We start from the raw sequence: 18,003 nt of genomic DNA on the forward strand, positions 1-18,003 counted from the left end.
TAAATTTTAATGCTTGCTATACGTGTAGCGCATGCCCACAACGATCACAAAAATCTGCGCCGACTGCATGACCGAATTTGCCACAGTTTGGACAAGCTATAGGGTTCAGCTGCGGACGCATATTACGGGCTAGCTCAGCCGTAAAAATACCCGTCGGTACAGCAATAATAGAGTAACCCGCTATCATCACCATAGATGCAATCGCTTGCCCGATTGGCGTCTTAGGTGACATATCGCCATAGCCGGTTGTGGTTACCGTTACAACTGCCCAATAAATAGACACTGGAATACTGGTAAATCCGTTCTCCGGCCCTTCTACGACGTAGATAATCGAGCCAAAAATGGTCACCAATAAGACCAATGATAAGAAAAAAACCGTAATTTTTTGCTGGCTGGTTCTAAGCGCAGAAGCCAAAAAACCTGCTTGTTGCATGTATACTTCGAGTTTGAGCACGCGAAATACACGTAAGATGCGTAGTATACGAATAACCAATAGATACTGCACACCGCCAAATAGTAGGCTTAAGTAGCTTGGTAGTACCGACAATAAATCCACTACCCCAAAAAAGCTAAACGCATAACGGAATCGATTGGGCGCTGAAAACAACCTAAGGCTATACTCGATTGTAAACAAAATAGTAAAAAACCATTCCGCATAAAAAAACAATGTGCCGTATTGCAAGCGCATGTAGAGTACACTATCGAGCATCACTACGGCTACACTGGCTAAAATAGCAATCAGCAATATGATATCAAACAGCTTACCCAAACGAGTATCTGTGCCTTCGATAATGATATGAATGCGGTTACGTAAATGAGTAATGGCTTCGGTATTTGGTTGCTTCATAGGGTCAATAAAGTCACAAGATTAATGGGCATAAAACCGAACGATTTAGGATGGCATGAATAAGCCAAGGTTGGTCAAAATGCGCTAAAGTGGTTTATAATATTGGAAGTATTATTGCTATTGACCGCTACAGTGATAATCGATAGTTGGTCAGTAGATAGAAAGTAGCAGTGTAGCAAAAAAGCGCTATTAACGACATACAAATCGTCAACTTACTGACAGATTGATTACCTTAGATTAACAGCGCAATCATAAATAAAAACATCTCAACAAGTACAAAAAATTTTACCAATAACTTTTTTATCCGTATAATACATAACTCGTAACACTTAAGGATGTCATATGGCAGGCCATTCAAAATGGGCAAATATTAAACACCGTAAAGCCCGTCAGGATGCGGTAAAAGGCAAAGTATTTACCAAAATTATTCGTGAAATTGTTTCTGCTGCCAAGCAAGGTGACCCTGACCCTGATAAAAATCCACGCTTGCGTGCCGTTATTGAAAAAGCCCTATCAGTCAATATGACTCGAGATACCATCAATCGGGCAGTGGCTCGCGGCACAGGCGGCGATGACAATGACAATATGGATGAAGTGAGCTATGAAGGCTATGGTATCGGTGGCGTTGCAGTATTAGTCGAAACCTTGACTGACAACCTCAACCGAACGGTCAGCGAAGTGCGCCATGCTTTTACTAAAAATGAGGGCAATCTTGGTACCTCAGGCTCAGTGGCATATCTATTTACCAAGCGCGGTGAAATCACTTTTAACGATATCAGCTTAGAGGAAGAAGTCATGCTGGCGGCGTTAGATGCTGGCGCGCTTGATATTGAAAATGATGGTGAAAGCCTTCTTGTCATCACTGAATGGGAAAATTTTGGTCAAGTTAAAGATGCCTTAAATGCGGCAGGCTTAGAATCTGACAATGCTGAAGTCACCATGGCACCAGCCACCAGTGCCGAGATTGACAATATTGATGACGCCTTAAAAGTAATGAAAATGATTGATATGTTAGAAGATATCGATGACGTACAAGAGGTTTATAGCAATGTGAACTTCTCAGACGACGTTATGGCGCAGCTTGAGCAATAATTTTCATTGATTACTAAGCACAAAAAAGCCAAACGCTAAAAACGTTTGGCTTTTTTCAATTGATGAGAACACAGTTTTATATGGCTTTATTATGATTTACATCTCACCCCTTCCAAGGCCAATAAATACTCTTTCTTATCTAAGCCGCCTGTATAACCACCAAGCTTACCATCGCTAGCTATTACTCGATGACAAGGGACGATAATGCTAAAGGGGTTTTTACCATTGGCATTGGCCACCGCACGAAACCCTTTGGGATTATCTACATTTTTTGCTAGCGTTGCATAGCTGATGGTCTCGCCATAACCAATATCTTGTAGTGCCTGCCAAACTCGTTGCTGGAACTTGGTTCCCAAGCTTGCATCTATTGGTAAATCGAACCCCTGACGTTCACCCTTAAAATACCCCTCTAATTGTGCTATAGCATCTATTAGTAAAGCTTGAGCTGGTTCGCTTTTGCTTAGGCTGTCTTTATCTATGAATGTGAAGCTCTGATCGACAAGGCCATAGTGTTTTTTAAGTTTGGGAATAGATTTTGAGCTGTGCCAAGAGTTACCTGCCAGCAGCCAATTGACTTCAACCAGCTTAGGACTGCTATGCTCATTGACACTAGCAATTAATGTTAACTGGTGCGATCCAAAAGCTGCTGTGGTGACTATCATGACTTTTCCTCTCAAATCGTTATATTCTCAAAACTCGTTTATTGGCTAAAACGAACTGTTGAGCGCTATTCTTTATCATCAGTCTCGAAAAGTGCGGCGACAAATTGTTTTGGACTAAAGGCACGTAAATCATCAATCGACTCGCCAACGCCAATATAACGGATAGGCACATCCGTGGTTTCAGCAATATTAAAGACCACACCGCCTTTAGCAGTACCATCTAGTTTGGTAATCGTAATACCGGTTAATGGCACTACTTTATTGAATAACTCAACTTGGTTAATCGCATTTTGACCTGTGCCAGCATCAAGTACAATCATCCCTTCATGCGGTGCACTTGGATCGGCTTTACGCATCACCCGCACTACCTTTTCAAGCTCTGCCATTAGATGAGTTTTATTTTGCAAACGCCCAGCCGTATCGGCAATCAATACATCGATATTTTTTGCTTTAGCAGATTGCATAGCATCAAAGATGACGGAGGCACTATCAGAGCCATGACCTTGCGCCACGACTGGAATGTTATTGCGATCACCCCATATTTGCAGCTGTTCAGTGGCAGCGGCGCGGAAAGTATCACCGGCAGCCAGCATCACTGATTTACCCTCACCTTGTAGACGTTTAGCAAGTTTACCGATAGTCGTGGTCTTACCCACGCCATTAACACCTACTACTAGGATAACGAATGGCTTTTTGCTGGTATCAATGACGAGCGGCGCAACCTTTGGCGTTAAGATATCAACCAGTTCGGTTTGCAATGCCTTATACAGTGAATGCGCATAGATTAAATCACCACGGGCTGTTTGTTCAGTTAAGCTCTTGATAATGCGATTGGTAGCATTAACACCGATATCCGCTACTAGCAGCTGGTCTTCAACTTCTTCTAGCAGCTCGTCATCAATTTCTTTGCCACCAATAAGGATGCTCACCATACCTTCGGCTAAGTTTTTACGTGACTTACTCAGACCCGTTTTCATCCGGTTAAACCAGCTGCCTTTTTTCGTGTTTTCCTGATCCTCTTGCGACTCTTTAGTTTCTTGCGATTCTACTGCCGTTGTTTGCTGAATGGCAGATGGCTCGTTGCCTATGTTTGTGTTGGTACTGGTGTTGGTATTAGCAGCAGTAACGCTTGGACGATCCCCTAACTGGTCTTGTAAGGGCATGGTGGGGATTTTTGGTGCAGAAACCGCCTGCGGCGTCGATTCTGTTTTATTGGTATTTGAAAAGCTTTCTGAGGTACTCTCAGCGGCGCTGTGCTTTTCTGTCATGATAATGGGTGCGCCTAAAGCAATGCTTTCTGCCGTATCGGTGCTTGAGACTTTTTGATTTATGGCAGGCGTTATTTGGCTATCTATAGCATTTTCACCAATATCAGCCTTAGTTGGAGCAATATCTTCAGGCTCATCGATGATGGGCACAGATTGCACCGGCAGACTGGGTAAGGTAATATCATCGTCATCTAAGTCATCAAGACCACCGTCAAGATTGATGACCACACGATTGCTATTATTGGGGTTATTCATAAGCTTGCCCTAAAAGTTATCATTATCAGTAATTTGTTTATTCTAAAATTTGATCTGTCTATTGTCAGTTTTCTATGACTTAACTGGAAAATTGTTTTTAGCCTAGTTTAGCATAATTCAAGTTGAGCTCAGCCTTTAGCATCGTAGATCGCAGGCAAATGGCAAAAACCTTTAAGTAATGTAGAAGGCGATATAACAGACAATATAAAAACTATTCGATAGAAAACCCCATATATAACACGATTTTTGAGTAAGTTTCGCTTAAGGTTTAGACACAAAAATCTGACCTTTGAGATGCCAAACTTCGCCTACCCTTAGCGGGACTTAGTTTTTAACATTCTATCAGCCTTATCCGACCACTTTATATTAGGAATATCTAATGCTATCTCTATCCATTTATTATAAAAAAATCACCCATATTAGCGCTGCTGTATTACTAACGACGATGGCGCTATCAGCGACAGGTTGCAGTACGACACAAGAGTTCAAACCAACCGCGAGTGTAATGGTTGGGGCGCATAAGTCTTTATAATGGCTTAAGCACTATGAAGAAAATTGATATACTCACGCATCAACTTACAAGCTGCCCGTTTAAAAGTTTCCCTTTTATATAAGTAGAACATACCATGTCCTCACCTTTATCGCTAACTGCTCTCTCTCTACGCCTCGCCGTTACCTTAGCCATGGCAACCACGCTTGCGGCTTGCCAAACCAATGTCATTGATTCTAATCCAGTGTCTGCTGTTAAAAGTCCAGTGTCTCAAAGTTCAGTGTCTCAAAATACTTTGAGTCAAAATAAAGCAGATCAGGATAAAGCCCCTAAAGAGACTGAGCAATCATCAGCGCTGACAATGGATATGTCCGGTCGCCATGAGTATCAGTTAGAAAACGGTCTAAAAATAGTAGTTAAAGAAGACCACCGTGCGCCCGTGGTCATGACTCAGATTTGGTATCGCGTAGGGTCAGCCGATGAACCGCTTGATAAAGGGGGTATCTCTCATGTGCTCGAGCATATGATGTTTAAAGGAACTGCCGACGTTTCAAGTGCTGATTATGAGCGTTTGATTGCCAAATTCGGTGGCGTCAATAATGCCTTTACGAGCTACGATTATACCGGTTATTACGAGCTGTTCCCTGCCAACCGCTTTCCTTTAGCGTTAGAGCTTGAAGCGGATCGTATGAAAAACTTGGTATTTGATGAGAAAGAATTTGTCAAAGAGCATCAAGTCGTCATGGAAGAGCGCCGTCAGCGTACCGATGACAATCCACTTGCCAAGGCTTATGAATCATTTCGCTTGCTTGCCTTGCCGAATAGCCCTAAAGGGGAGTCGGTCATCGGACCCATGAATGAGCTTGAATCGATTACGCTTTCCGACTTAAAAGACTGGTATAAAATATGGTATGCGCCAAATAATGCAACCTTAGTCATCGTCGGCGATGTTGAGCCGAGCGAAGTTTTAACTCAAGTGAAGCGTTACTTTGGCGAGCTGACACCAAGTAAGCTACCTAAGCGTCCTGCTGTCAGCCAAAAAGGCTTTCGTGGTTATCAGCAAGTAGCATCCGAGCAAGCCGTACAAGTGCCTGTCTTATTAATGGGTTATAACGTACCGAGCCTTGTAACAGCAGGCACAAGCAATGAAAAGCAGGCTTATGCGCTCTCGCTTGCGCAAGACGTCTTAGATGGTGGCCTATCTGCACGCCTTGAGAGCAGACTAATACGCGAGCAAGGTCTGCTCACCACAGTGGGTACATCTTATGATCTACTGGATCGCGGCGATGGACTGTTTTTGATACAAGCGACTCCGCGTGAAGGCGTAAGCTTAGAGCAAGCACAGCAAGCTATAATCTCTGAAATAGAAAAGCTTAAAACTGATCCAATTGCCGCAGATGAAATCGATCGTGCCAAAACCAATACGGTCACGGGTCTTGTGTACGCGCAAGACAGTATGGAAGGTCAGGCGCGCATGATTGGCTCATTACAATCTATCGGTCTTGATGATAGGTTGCTTGCCAAACTGCCAACCAAGCTCGATAGCGTGACGATTGCAGATATTCAAGCGGCTAGCAAAAAGTATTTAGTAAAAGATAATTTAACGGTGATGCATATCGTTCCGCCTAAAGACCAAACTAAAAAGCAAGTTAAAGCGCCAGCTAAAAAAGAAGCCAAAGGCAAATAAAGGCGAGGTATTATTAGATTACCTCAACGAAAATTACTGTTAAAAACGCTATTAATAAGAAGAAAGACATGACTCAGAATACTATTCTCAGCACTAACAAGAATACCAAAAAGAAGACCGCTTTGCTGTCGTTAATAAAACCAACATTTAAGCAACTGCCCTGTTTTAGTATGGGTTTATTTTTAGGGCTGACGACATTAACCATGACAGCTCAGGCAGAGACGACTGCTGGCGAAGACTACCGCACTCAGCCATCTACCGTCGATACCAGTGCGCCAATTGCTGCTTTGTCTAAGTTGACCAGTCTTGATGATGCCAAACCTTTGAAAGTCACGGTACCAAAGATTCAGCAGTTTAAGACCAAAGCCGGTGTGCCAGTACTTTTTGTACCTACGACCGCATTACCCATTGTCGATATCGATTTGCGTTTTAATGCGGGTAGCGCTCGTGATGGCAGCATAAACAGCACAGGCTTTGGTATCGCCAATATGACGGCAACGATGCTTGAGCAAGGCTCTAAGCGTTTAGATGAAAACGAGTTCACCCGCGCGGTTGAAACCTTGGGCATTAATCTAGGCAGCAGCGCCTACAAAGATATGTTTACTGTCTCTTTACGCAGTTTATCTGACGATAAGCACTTACTACCTGCCATCGATTTAATGACCCAAATGCTCACCGAACCGAGCTTTGATGAGCAAATTTTAGCGCGTAACAAAGCACGGCTATTGGTTGGTTTGCAGCAGCAAAAACAAGACCCTAATAGTCTTGCTAGCATTGCTTTTAGCAAAGCATTATATGGCAGCCATCCTTACGCTCACCCATCGGTTGGGACACTTGACACGGTTCCTAATATAGAAAAAAAGCATCTTATAGATTTTAAAAATCGTTATTTAGTCGCTGCTAATGCCTCCCTTGCTATGACAGGCAACCTAACTTTAGCGCAAGCCAAAAAGCTGGCTGAAGATATCACCGTCAATTTACCCGTGGGACAAGCGGCACCCACCCTCCCCGAGCCAAAACCACTGACAAAAGCTCAGCATATTCATATTCCGTTTCCCAGCACTCAAACCACTGTGCTAATGGGACAATTGGGCGAGAAGCGTGCGACTGATACCCAAGCACAGCAAAAGCAAACCAACTTTGCCGTAGGGAACGAAGTGTTGGCAGGGGGCGATTTTAATGCAAGACTGATGACGGAAATCAGACAAAACCTTGGCTATACTTATGGTATTTCAGGCTCTATGAACCCAATGCTGGCACGTGGACCTTATCAAATTGGTTTTTCGACTCGCAATGACAAGGCGCGTGCAGCCATTGATGCCAGTTTAGCAGTCATTGACGATACATTAAAAAACGGCATCACCAGTGATGAGATGAAATTAACAACGGATAATCTAAAAAACAGTTTCCCGATGGGTTTTGCCAGTAATGCAGGGATTAATGGTTTACTCGGCATGATGAATTTTTATCAGCTACCCACAAGCTACCTCAGTAATTATGTCAATCGTATTGAACAAGTAACATTATCAGAAGTCAATAAAACCATGCGTGATACCTTAAAGCCTGATGATTTCTTAATCGTCACCGTTGGCGAGGTTAACCCTTGGGATAAGAAGGCGGCTAGTAAGAAAGCTACTAAATAGTATCTTTTACCTTTAATACGGTACAAAAAATAAGCTCAGTCAGTAAATATTACTGGCTGAGCTTATTTTTTATTTTACATCTAGCTTATAACAATTAATAACGGCAAGGAGAGCCGCTACTGGCATGATTAAAGCCCCATTTACGATAGCCATCGGTATCCAAATGAATAGCACCGGTGGAATACAATCCTAGCCCAAAGTTATGAGACTGACCCTGATATTGCCAAAACTCGCATAAGCTATCTTGCATACTGCTCAGCTGCCATGAGTTACCCTCGTATTGAGGTACCCAGATATCGATCGCGCCCGCAGTCATATGCTTACTACTACTAGCTCCGCCAGCACAGTCATTTAATCCAGGGCTGCGATATACCGAGCGTATCTCAGTGCTGGCAGGCAAAATACCTTGGTTTTTTAGCTGACCATATAACTGTAATGTCGGTACAATGTTTGACCATAGCTCTTGCGGTGGTAGCTGATAAGGCTCATAACCACATTTATCCCAACTACGAGCAGTCGTAAGCAATTGCGATAAAGGTGGTACATTTCGAGCGCCTACTCGTGAGTTCAGGTAGCGTTGATAATTTGCCACTTGCCCAGCGCGATAGCTGTTACTATTTAACCAAGTATTAAAATCCATACTGGTAAAATCATTATAGTTATTACTACCGGTGCTATAGGTGGTGTTATAGCTCGGCGTACGTTTATTGGTATTGACACGTTTGTTCTCTTCTATCGATAAGCTGGCATCAAATTCAAACTCACGCTGTTTTTGTTGGATCAGCCCTTGCATACTATCGCCACTTAGCCTATTTGATCCACTTTCCCCGCCGCTTAGTATAGTAACGCCACCACTATGGCCTGCCTCTCGAGAAGACGGCGTGATGTAGGCATTCGTGCTGCTGTTAGTAGCGCTATTGCCATGACGTATTTGAATACGGCGCTCGCTATTGTCACTGATAATGGCGGCATGAGCACTGATACTGCTGGCACAAATAAATAGTGCAATAATAGGCTGATGAATTTTTCCATAAGCTTGTTTTTTGATATTGATCATTACAAGAAACTACCGCTAAAAACGTTTTATCGATACTATCAAATTTTAAGCAAGCAAGCTAAACTATCGTCACTAATCAGCAGTGACCTATTCGTTATTAACACTTATCCTCAACATTTTTATATTAACGTTACTTTATTACCCGTAAGTTACTTTATTCGTTATTATCTGGTCGAATAAACGCTTTATAATCGCTGATTACTCGTTTATTTATCGAAAATCACTTCTCTTCCACGCCAATTGCCAGTCACACTTTGCCTATGTCTTCTAACCCGCAATACCGTTTTTCTCGTCAAAGCCACCATTTAGGTCAAGGTCATACACCGACAATCTGGCAGCGTATTCATATCGATCCGTGGTTGACCCTACTGTTACTGACCGTTTGCTGCATTGGTTTGACGATTTTATACAGTGCGGCAGGTCAAGATACTGATATGGTTATACGACAAATGGTCAGCTACGGTGTTGGATTTACGGTCATGGCTGTCATGGCACAAATACCGCCTAGTATTTATCGTACCTTTACGCCTATCTTTTATGTATTGGGCCTGATACTACTGGTGTTGGTTGACATCATTGGCGAGGTGCGCATGGGCGCACAGCGCTGGATTAATTTACCAGGGTTTGGCAGTGTACAGCCGTCAGAATTTATGAAGCTTGGTATGCCCATGATGTGTGCGTGGTTCCTATCCAAGCGCGATTTACCGCCCTCATTATCAAGTATCGCCATTACTTTAGCGTTAATCGTAGTGCCGGTATTATTAATTGCGAAAGAGCCTGACCTTGGTACTTCATTACTGGTCGCCGCCAGCGGTATCTTTGTGTTGTTTTTGGCAGGACTATCGTGGCGACTCATTGCAAGCGCTGTGGCTTTATCGATTCCAGTTATTGCTGTCGCTTGGAACTTTTTATTACACGACTATCAACGTACGCGCGTACTCACTCTATTCAATCCTGAGGCTGATGTACAAGGCGCAGGTTGGAATATTATTCAGTCCAAAACGGCCATCGGTGCCGGTGGTCTGACCGGTAAAGGCTATTTGGAAGGTACGCAATCTCATTTACACTTTTTACCAGAAGGTCATACCGACTTTATTATCGCCGCTTTTTCTGAAGAGTTTGGTTTGCTAGGCGTCATATTGTTAATGTTCATTTATGCTTGCATACTGACACGAGCTTTATATATCGCTTTCGCCCATCCTGATACTTACAGCCGATTATTGGCAGGCGCTATCGCCATGTCCTTCTTTGTCTATGTATTCGTCAATGTTGGTATGGTTGGCGGTATTCTCCCTGTGGTTGGTGTCCCTTTACCCTTCATTAGCTATGGTGGTACCGCCGTCGTCACTTTAATGGCGGGTTTTGGCTTACTCATGTCCATTCATACTCATAAATCTGGCTAACATTTTCCAATTTTTTATAACTTAAGAGACCCTATGTTTACATTGCATGGTCTCTTTTTTTATACCCTTTAAAAGCCATACCAAGATAGTTTTAGCTTTTAAGAAATTCAGTATTTGACAACTTACTTTAGCATCTAAAATAGTGAAAATAGCTATAGTAACGCCATCGCTAAATACCTAAGTAAAACACAACCTAGCAAGTTTCAAAAATGAGTAGATTAACAAATAACCGTACGTACTCGGCTTAAAATCTATTTATTAAGTAACTATACGTAAAGATAGAATGAGCAAAAATCCTAGTAAATAAGTCCGTTCGCACCAATCTTATTTGTAATCAGTTCTACATAAACTGTGATAAAAAGCACTGTTTACTCTCTCTGCATTAATATATAAATACATGATTTTATTGATAATATACACACAAACTACTCTTATGAACCATGTTAAATATTTAGCATTTAGCACTCAATACCAATAGGTTTTATTCCTTGTTTTTTACAATTAATTGCGTTAATCTCGTCTTAGTGTCATTTATACATAACCCGTACAGAGCTACTAAGAAAGTTAGCATTTAATTATATTGTCGTTGTAGCTCATCCGTATAGTTAGCAACTTGTAGATTTTAGACTTTCAAAGTCACTACTTAATTAACGGTTTAATAACAAACTTATACGTAAGACTCTCGAAACCCTTTATTAACTTAGCAATGTTAAAAAGGCTGTTTATTGAATATTAGTATCTGATTTTAGTTGTTGATGCATGTTTTAAGTAAGATTGTTAACCATCATTTGAGCGTGTCATAACTGGGTTATCAAAACCCTATACCCATTTATGATGATGAATTAAAAATTACCATACGTTAGAACTTATAAAAACCGAGCTATAACATCAATTATTATGAGAAAGATGATTGATATCGGTTTTAGAGTTTGCGGTACTGTTAGGTTGGTCTAACACTATCTCGCTCCCTCTAAGATTTTTTAGAGTTAGGTTCTAAGGTATAAGTTATAGAGGTATTTATGAATAAGCGTTTATCTGGTTTACTTACCATGTCAGCCGTACTATTTGCTGGCTCTGCAATCGCTTCTAATGCAAATGCTGTAGAATCAAAAACCTCCCTTTCCATGGTTTCGCAAGATAACGCCTCCCATATCGACCGTGTACTCGGTGAACTTAGTCGTCAACATGACGGCGCATCAAGCTTAGTTAAATCGGCACGCCAGCCTACTTCATTAGCGCTCAGCAGCTCACTGTTAGCCAGTGATACTGCACAAGTCAGTAATGACGAAGACGTTTTAGAGCGTCTAACGGCAGTAGCATCCAATTCTGTGAGCAAGTTTAAACAAACGGGTTTAGCTTCTTGGTACGGTCGCCAGTTTCATGGTCGCAAAACAGCCAGTGGCGAGACTTTTGATATGAACGGCTTAACTGCTGCTCATCGCTCACTGCCATTAAACTGCTATGTTAAAGTAACCAATAAGACAAACGGTAAAAGCGTCGTCGTAAAAGTGAACGATCGTGGTCCATTTCATGGCAACCGTGTGATGGATTTATCCTACGGTGCTGCCAAAAAGCTTGGTATTACTGCTAAAGGTGTGGGTAACGTCGCTATTGAGCGTGTTGCAGGACCATCTTCTTAAACCATTAACGTTTTAGACCATTCGCGGTTTAAACCTTTAACGGTTTTGTATCAAGGTTTTTAGATTTAAAATTAGATTTAAAAAAAGCGCCTAACGAATAATGAGTTAGGCGCTTTTTTATGGCTTAATTTTACAAAGCTTGTTTTTATATAGTAGATTGATTTTAGAAACGATACAGTGCTATTGACTATAAATTTTTTGCAGCCTCTGTCACGCCTGCGCACAGCAAGCAATAGCACGTTATTACAATCGTATCGCTTTTATTTTGAACTGACTATAGACTATAGCTCAATAAACTACAGCTCAAATGCGCTTTCAATAGCATCATCGAGACGTTCTACCGCAATGATATTAATACCTTTAAACTGAGCAGAGTCTTTGGCAGGTGCATTGCCTTTAGGAATAATGGCGTGCTTAAAGCCATGCTTCATGGCTTCTTTTAAACGTTCTTGCCCATTGGGCACAGGGCGAATTTCACCAGACAGACCTACTTCACCAAACACTGCCAATGACGATGGTAATGCTTTTTCTCTAATACTTGATGCACAAGCGAGTAGCACCGCCAAATCTGAACCTGTCTCTATCACTTTGACACCGCCCACTACGTTGACATAGACATCTTGCCCACTGGTATGGATGCCACCATGGCGGTGCATCACTGCCAGCAGCATGGATAAACGTTGAAAGTCTAAGCCCAATGCCATACGTCTTGGTGAGCCTTGAGAGTCATCCACTAATGCTTGCACTTCCACTAGTAACGGTCTAGTGCCTTCACGGCTAACCATAACTACAGAACCAGCAACAGGTTTGTCATAACGGCTCAAAAATATCGCTGATGGATTGGCAACTTCTTTCAGCCCCATATCCGTCATGCCAAAAATCCCTAACTCATTAACTGCGCCAAATCGATTTTTTACCGCACGTATCATTCGAAAGCGTGAATCAGACTGACCTTCAAAATATAAAACCGTATCTACCATATGCTCAAGCACGCGCGGGCCTGCTAGCGTGCCTTCTTTGGTCACATGCCCTACTAAAAATAGCGCGGTACCTGTTTGTTTAGCATAGCGAGTCAAAATCGCAGCAGACTCTCTAATCTGACTGACCCCGCCTGGTGCAGAATTGATGGCATCAGTATAAATGGTCTGAATAGAGTCAATAATAGCAATCGCCGGCTGCTCTTGCGTTAATGCTGCACAGATAGTCTCAACATTGGTTTCAGCGAGCACACGCAATCTATCAGCAGGCAAATCTAAGCGCTTCGCACGCATGGCTACCTGTGCCAATGATTCTTCACCGGTCACATACAGCGCACTTCCTGCCAGTGAATCAACTTTTGCCATATTAGTAGCTGTTTGCAACAGAATGGTAGACTTACCAATACCAGGATCACCCCCTATTAATACGACTGAACCGGCAACCAGTCCACCACCCAATACGCGATCAAACTCACTGATGCCTGTTGGCAAACGTGTATCTAAACCCACACTCACTGCATTGAGCGGCATGACCCCACTATGCGTCCCTGAATAGTTTCCAGCAGGTGCACCAGCGCCACCTGTATTGCGAGGCGTTGCACGACCGACATTAGGCTTTGCTGTATTTTTATTATGGTGCGGCATACTGACATTTGGCGCTTCAATTAAAGTGTTCCATTCGCTGCAATCGCTACATTGCCCTGCCCACTTACCAAAATGAGCGCCGCAAGCTTGACAGACATAACTGGATTTATTTTTTGCCATAACGTATGAGCCTTGTTCAGATATTCAAGCAAGAATGATAAATAGAATATAATGACGCTTTTATGAGCGTTAATTTTAGAAGAATTTTAAGATAAACAAGCCGCTGCTATGGCAGACGGTGTTTTATAGAAGGGATAATGCTAAAAGTAAAAGTATTCTAAATATAAGATAAATAGCAGTAGCTGGCTAAGAGCGCGAACTTAAAAATCTTATGCCAGCGTCAGTGAAAAAATATTTAACAGATTGATTTATACTTGAAAATCTTTGCCTAGATAGACAGACTTAACCAATTCATTGTCTAAGACTTCACGTGCTGTGCCCTCAGCAATGATAGCACCCTCTGAGACAATATATGCTTTTTCACAAATGGCCAAAGTATCACGCACATTATGGTCAGTGATTAACACCCCAATACCGCGCTTTTTTAACGCTAAAATAACCTCTTTGATATCGCCAACAGAGATGGGATCTACACCGGCAAAAGGCTCATCTAATAAGATAAATTTGGGGTCAGCAGCCAAAGCACGGGCAATTTCACAGCGGCGACGCTCACCACCTGATACACTCATGCCCAAAGATTTCCGCACATGTTCTAAATGGAAATCGCCGATTAATTTTTCAAGCTCTTGCCGTTGCTCGCTAGCACTCAACTCTTTACGAGTTTGCAAGATGGCTAAAATATTGTCTTCAATAGACAATTTACGGAAAATAGACGCCTCTTGCGGCAAATAGCCAATACCCGCACGAGCACGCTCATGCATCGCATATTTAGATAAGTCCATTTTCCCCAAGGTCACACGGCCCTTATCCATATTGACCAGCCCTACTACCATATAAAAGCTGGTTGTTTTACCGGCACCGTTTGGACCCAATAATCCTACGACCTGCCCTTGCTCAACAGAGAATGAGACATCTTTAACAACCCAGCGTTTGCCATAGCGTTTACCTAGGTTTTGCATCGATAAACGGGCGACAGGTTCAGAAGTACTGGTTGACGCTATCGGGTCATTATTTTTATTATCATTCATAACTTACTCATAACTTATTCATAACTTACTTATCATATGGAAGCATATAAGCACTGATACTAACCACTTAGATGTTTAGTCGTTTTTTATTTAGTTGCTTAACTCGTTATATGGCTTAGCGTATGCCGCTTTGGCTGTTGCTGTTATTGGGTGGAAAGACCAGCTCTACTCGTTGATTGCCACCGGCAGTTGCTTCCACATCACCGGCTTTTAGGCTATAACGAATGACATTACCTGCAAAACTTGCGCCATTTTGCACCAATTTTGCATTACCAGTTAGCGTGACGATACCTGTAACCGCGTTATAGTCAATTTTATTTGCCTGACCTTTTGCCACACCTTTTTCTTGCGTGACAACTTGCTGCATAGTTGCTGGACGTCCAGTCGCTACTGCCGAGTTGATACTACGACCCTGTGATAGATTGACGGTAATATTGTCGGCCGTCATCTTAAACGTACCTTGAGTAATAACCACGCTGCCGGAGTAACTGGTAATACCACTACGCTCACTATAAGTCGCTTTATCCGCTAATAGTTTGATTGGCTGGTTGGCATCTGATGGTAATGCATGGCTATATAATGGCAGCGCTAAAAGCATCACCATCGGCAGCGTACGCAGGCTAGGCGATAGGTGAATAGAGCGAGTCGATAGCAAGCGTAAAGTAGGCAAAAAATTAGATTTCATGAAAATTACTCGTTTTATAATGGGTAGTAGAGTTTGCAAACTTCCTGCTAGATGCTGTGCTAAATATATGTTTATACCTCAGTATAATGATGCTTAAAGCAATGTAATTATTAACACGGTAGTTATTAATATAGTAGTTATTAATATAGTGCAATAATTCAAATAATGCGCTGGTTAAAACAAGGCTTTGTCTTGACGTTCAGCGGGCGTAAAAGAGACTGCCACTTGACCAAACTCATATTCCCCTGTCTCAAGATTGGCTTTCATACTTGATGCCTCAAACCGGTTCATACCTTGTTCAACTTTGACCGCTTCATCACTATAGACTTGACCCGACTTAGTATTACCCTTCAATGTGGCTCCGGTTACTTTAATCGGTTCAATATCAGATTTGCCTGCCTTATCTTCGCTGACTAAAGAAAAACCACCCGATAAGCTAAGCTCTCCTGTCTGCTGACTGATAGCAGCACTACCTGCTTCGATACGATAGCGCTGCTCATCTGAAGGCTCCCAATTCATAGTGATGCCTTTCATCTCATCCTTGTTGGTTACCGGATTATGCGTCAACGATTCAGCACTGAGCTCGTACTCCGTTTCACCTTTCTCGTTCGTCTGTACCGCCTTAATATCTGTCGCTTCATAATCGACATCAGACGTTTCAAGATTTACCGGTGGCGTTATTTCTCCTTGCTGCTGAAAAAACCAGCCCGCAATACCAGCGATAATCAACGCAATGACTATTAAAACACGAGTATTCACGACAAGTTATCCTGAGTTTTTGCTTCATCAAGCGTATAGTGGGCGATAAAGTTTTGATAATGTCCATGACCCTTTAGAATGAGATCACATACTTCACGTACTGCGCCCGTACCACCGGCGCGAGTCGTGACCATATCACTACGATTGATGACCTCCGCATGGGCATTAGGCACTGTGGCAGCAAATCCTACCGTTTGCATCGCTTTAATATCAGGCAAGTCATCACCCATATAAGCGCAATCGGCAGCAGTGATATTGAGCGTAGGATCAATGCTTGCTAACAGCTCATTGAATGCGACTAGCTTATCATCACGACCTTGTACAATATAGTTCACACCCATCTCAGCGGCGCGCTTGTCTACCATCGGACTGCTACGACCCGTAATAATTGCCGTCAAAATACCATAACGTGCTAACGATTTAACACCCACGCCATCATGTACTGAAAAAGCTTTTGTCTCAATACCATTGGCATCATAAATAATTTGACCGTTTGACAAAATACCATCAACATCCATGACTAATAACTTTACTTGTCCGGCTTTTTTTATTAAGTCTTGCATCAGTTATCTCTTATTAAAGGCTTTTTTTAATATAACACTTACTTTACACCGGCTTGTAATAAATCATGTACCGTAATAACGGCTTCTAGATGCTGCTCATCGTCAATAATCAGCAGCTGACTAATAGCATTTTCATTCATCACACTCAGCGCATCTGAGGCACGCATCGTTCTACTGATGCGGCGTGGATTACTCACCATGAGCTCGCGCATCGGTGTCTGTAAATCAATGCCTTTTTCTAGACCTCGCCTTAAGTCACCATCTGTAAAGATACCGACAACCTTTTTATCATCATCAGTGACAACCGTCATGCCTAAACGCCCAGCAGACATAATAAAAAGGGCTTCTTGTAATGGCGCTTGCTGATTGATAAGCGGTAAGTTTTCTGACTTGGTATGCATCAAATCTTCTACTCGCGTCAGTAGCTGACGCCCTAATGCACCAGCAGGATGCGATAAAGCAAAATCTTCTGAGGTGAAATTACGCGCATGTACCAAGGCAACTGCCAAGGCATCGCCTAATGCTAAGGTAGCCGTGGTACTTGAGGTCGGTGCAAGGTTAAGTGGACAAGCCTCCTGCGATTTGCCAAGCGTCAGTATGATATCCGCTGCATGAGGCAGCATACCGCGCTTATCTCGACTGATACTAATCAGCGGGATGTTTAAGTGTTTGACCACTGGCAGTAGCATTTTAATCTCATCCGACTCCCCAGAGTTGGAGATGGCAAGTAGAACATCGCCTTTTACCAACATACCTAGGTCGCCATGCCCCGCTTCACCGGGATGCATAAAAAACGATGGCGTACCAGTAGAAGCAAACGTTGCGGCTATCTTACGCCCAATCAGCCCCGACTTACCCATACCTGTGACGACCACTCGACCCTGACAGGCTAAAATAATATCACAAGCCTGTGCAAATCTATCATCGATCTGCTCTATCAGTAATGCTAGTGCCGCCTGTTCGGTCTTAATAGCGTCAATAGCGGTACTAATGAATTGCTCATGGGTTAGATTGCGTTCGGGATTATTCATACAGTGGCTCTACATTTAGTGGCTGTATATTTACAATAAATCAAATAAGTATTTTACTATACTATGGTCAATATTAATAACCATACTCAATATTAGTAACCGTACTCAATATTTATAACACTATCTCAAACTATGCCTATAACTGTATCAT

The 18,003-nt window shown here is 42.5% G+C and carries 16 protein-coding genes; 6 read left to right on the top strand and 10 right to left on the bottom strand.

The window, feature by feature from the left end:
- Window positions 1–16: 16 nt before the first annotated feature.
- On the bottom strand, window positions 17–847 hold the full coding sequence (locus EPB74_RS02470) for an ion transporter (protein WP_079691648.1): 831 nt from the start codon (window positions 845–847) through the stop codon (window positions 17–19).
- Window positions 848–1,189: 342 nt separating this feature from the next.
- Here EPB74_RS02470 and EPB74_RS02475 point away from each other — a divergent pair, with 342 nt between their 5' ends.
- Window positions 1,190–1,939, top strand: coding sequence for a YebC/PmpR family DNA-binding transcriptional regulator (locus EPB74_RS02475; RefSeq protein WP_089555439.1), 750 nt, complete (start codon window positions 1,190–1,192; stop codon window positions 1,937–1,939).
- An 89-nt stretch (window positions 1,940–2,028) separates the two neighbouring features.
- Here EPB74_RS02475 and EPB74_RS02480 read toward each other — a convergent pair whose 3' ends face one another.
- Window positions 2,029–2,601 (bottom strand): methylated-DNA--[protein]-cysteine S-methyltransferase, encoded by a 573-nt coding sequence (locus tag EPB74_RS02480; protein WP_079691646.1) that lies wholly within the window; start codon window positions 2,599–2,601, stop codon window positions 2,029–2,031.
- 65 nt (window positions 2,602–2,666) lie between these two features.
- Window positions 2,667–3,869: a signal recognition particle-docking protein FtsY gene (ftsY, locus tag EPB74_RS02485; RefSeq protein ID WP_446740010.1), complete on the bottom strand. Its 1,203-nt coding sequence runs from the start codon at window positions 3,867–3,869 to the stop codon at window positions 2,667–2,669.
- A gap of 634 nt (window positions 3,870–4,503) precedes the next feature.
- Between ftsY and EPB74_RS02490 the strand changes: the two genes are divergently transcribed.
- From EPB74_RS02490 to EPB74_RS02500, 3 genes are all read left to right on the top strand, one after another.
- On the top strand, window positions 4,504–4,656 hold the full coding sequence (locus EPB74_RS02490) for a hypothetical protein (RefSeq protein WP_165767635.1): 153 nt from the start codon (window positions 4,504–4,506) through the stop codon (window positions 4,654–4,656).
- A gap of 94 nt (window positions 4,657–4,750) precedes the next feature.
- On the top strand, window positions 4,751–6,301 hold the full coding sequence (locus tag EPB74_RS02495) for a M16 family metallopeptidase (RefSeq protein ID WP_274902569.1): 1,551 nt from the start codon (window positions 4,751–4,753) through the stop codon (window positions 6,299–6,301).
- Between the two features lie 68 nt (window positions 6,302–6,369).
- The gene (locus EPB74_RS02500; protein ID WP_089555437.1) at window positions 6,370–7,944 is read left to right on the top strand and encodes a M16 family metallopeptidase; all 1,575 of its coding nucleotides are present in this window, start codon (window positions 6,370–6,372) and stop codon (window positions 7,942–7,944) included.
- A gap of 94 nt (window positions 7,945–8,038) precedes the next feature.
- Here EPB74_RS02500 and EPB74_RS02505 read toward each other — a convergent pair whose 3' ends face one another.
- Window positions 8,039–9,001 (bottom strand): D-Ala-D-Ala carboxypeptidase family metallohydrolase, encoded by a 963-nt coding sequence (locus tag EPB74_RS02505; protein WP_079691643.1) that lies wholly within the window; start codon window positions 8,999–9,001, stop codon window positions 8,039–8,041.
- 260 nt (window positions 9,002–9,261) lie between these two features.
- On the opposite strand from EPB74_RS02505, the gene rodA reads away from it, so the two are divergent.
- Window positions 9,262–10,404 (top strand): rod shape-determining protein RodA, encoded by a 1,143-nt coding sequence (gene rodA, locus EPB74_RS02510; RefSeq protein ID WP_274902573.1) that lies wholly within the window; start codon window positions 9,262–9,264, stop codon window positions 10,402–10,404.
- A gap of 1,019 nt (window positions 10,405–11,423) precedes the next feature.
- Entirely contained in the window at window positions 11,424–12,044 is a 621-nt protein-coding gene (locus EPB74_RS02515; protein WP_274902574.1) for a septal ring lytic transglycosylase RlpA family protein, read from the top strand.
- A 296-nt stretch (window positions 12,045–12,340) separates the two neighbouring features.
- On the opposite strand, the gene radA is transcribed toward EPB74_RS02515, so the two are convergent.
- The 6 genes from radA to EPB74_RS02545 all read right to left on the bottom strand — a co-directional run bounded on the left by radA (window position 12,341) and on the right by EPB74_RS02545 (window position 17,852).
- A complete protein-coding gene (gene radA / locus EPB74_RS02520; protein WP_274902575.1) occupies window positions 12,341–13,786 on the bottom strand; it encodes a DNA repair protein RadA in 1,446 nt (481 codons plus the stop codon).
- Window positions 13,787–14,034: 248 nt separating this feature from the next.
- On the bottom strand, window positions 14,035–14,814 hold the full coding sequence (lptB, locus tag EPB74_RS02525; protein WP_079691639.1) for an LPS export ABC transporter ATP-binding protein: 780 nt from the start codon (window positions 14,812–14,814) through the stop codon (window positions 14,035–14,037).
- A gap of 115 nt (window positions 14,815–14,929) precedes the next feature.
- Window positions 14,930–15,499 carry a lipopolysaccharide transport periplasmic protein LptA gene (lptA, locus tag EPB74_RS02530; protein ID WP_079691638.1) on the bottom strand — a complete coding sequence of 190 codons (570 nt, stop codon included), beginning with the start codon at window positions 15,497–15,499 and terminating at the stop codon, window positions 14,930–14,932.
- A 174-nt stretch (window positions 15,500–15,673) separates the two neighbouring features.
- Window positions 15,674–16,258 carry an LPS export ABC transporter periplasmic protein LptC gene (gene lptC / locus EPB74_RS02535; RefSeq protein ID WP_079691637.1) on the bottom strand — a complete coding sequence of 195 codons (585 nt, stop codon included), beginning with the start codon at window positions 16,256–16,258 and terminating at the stop codon, window positions 15,674–15,676.
- Window positions 16,255–16,821, bottom strand: a complete 567-nt coding sequence (locus EPB74_RS02540) for a KdsC family phosphatase (protein WP_089555433.1) — start codon at window positions 16,819–16,821, stop codon at window positions 16,255–16,257. Before EPB74_RS02540 ends, lptC begins: the two co-directional genes overlap by 4 nt.
- A 38-nt stretch (window positions 16,822–16,859) precedes the next feature.
- Window positions 16,860–17,852: a KpsF/GutQ family sugar-phosphate isomerase gene (locus tag EPB74_RS02545; RefSeq protein WP_089555432.1), complete on the bottom strand. Its 993-nt coding sequence runs from the start codon at window positions 17,850–17,852 to the stop codon at window positions 16,860–16,862.
- Window positions 17,853–18,003: the final 151 nt, after the last annotated feature.

Source organism: Psychrobacter sp. DAB_AL62B (genome assembly GCF_028895345.1).
Lineage (GTDB): Bacteria > Pseudomonadota > Gammaproteobacteria > Pseudomonadales > Moraxellaceae > Psychrobacter.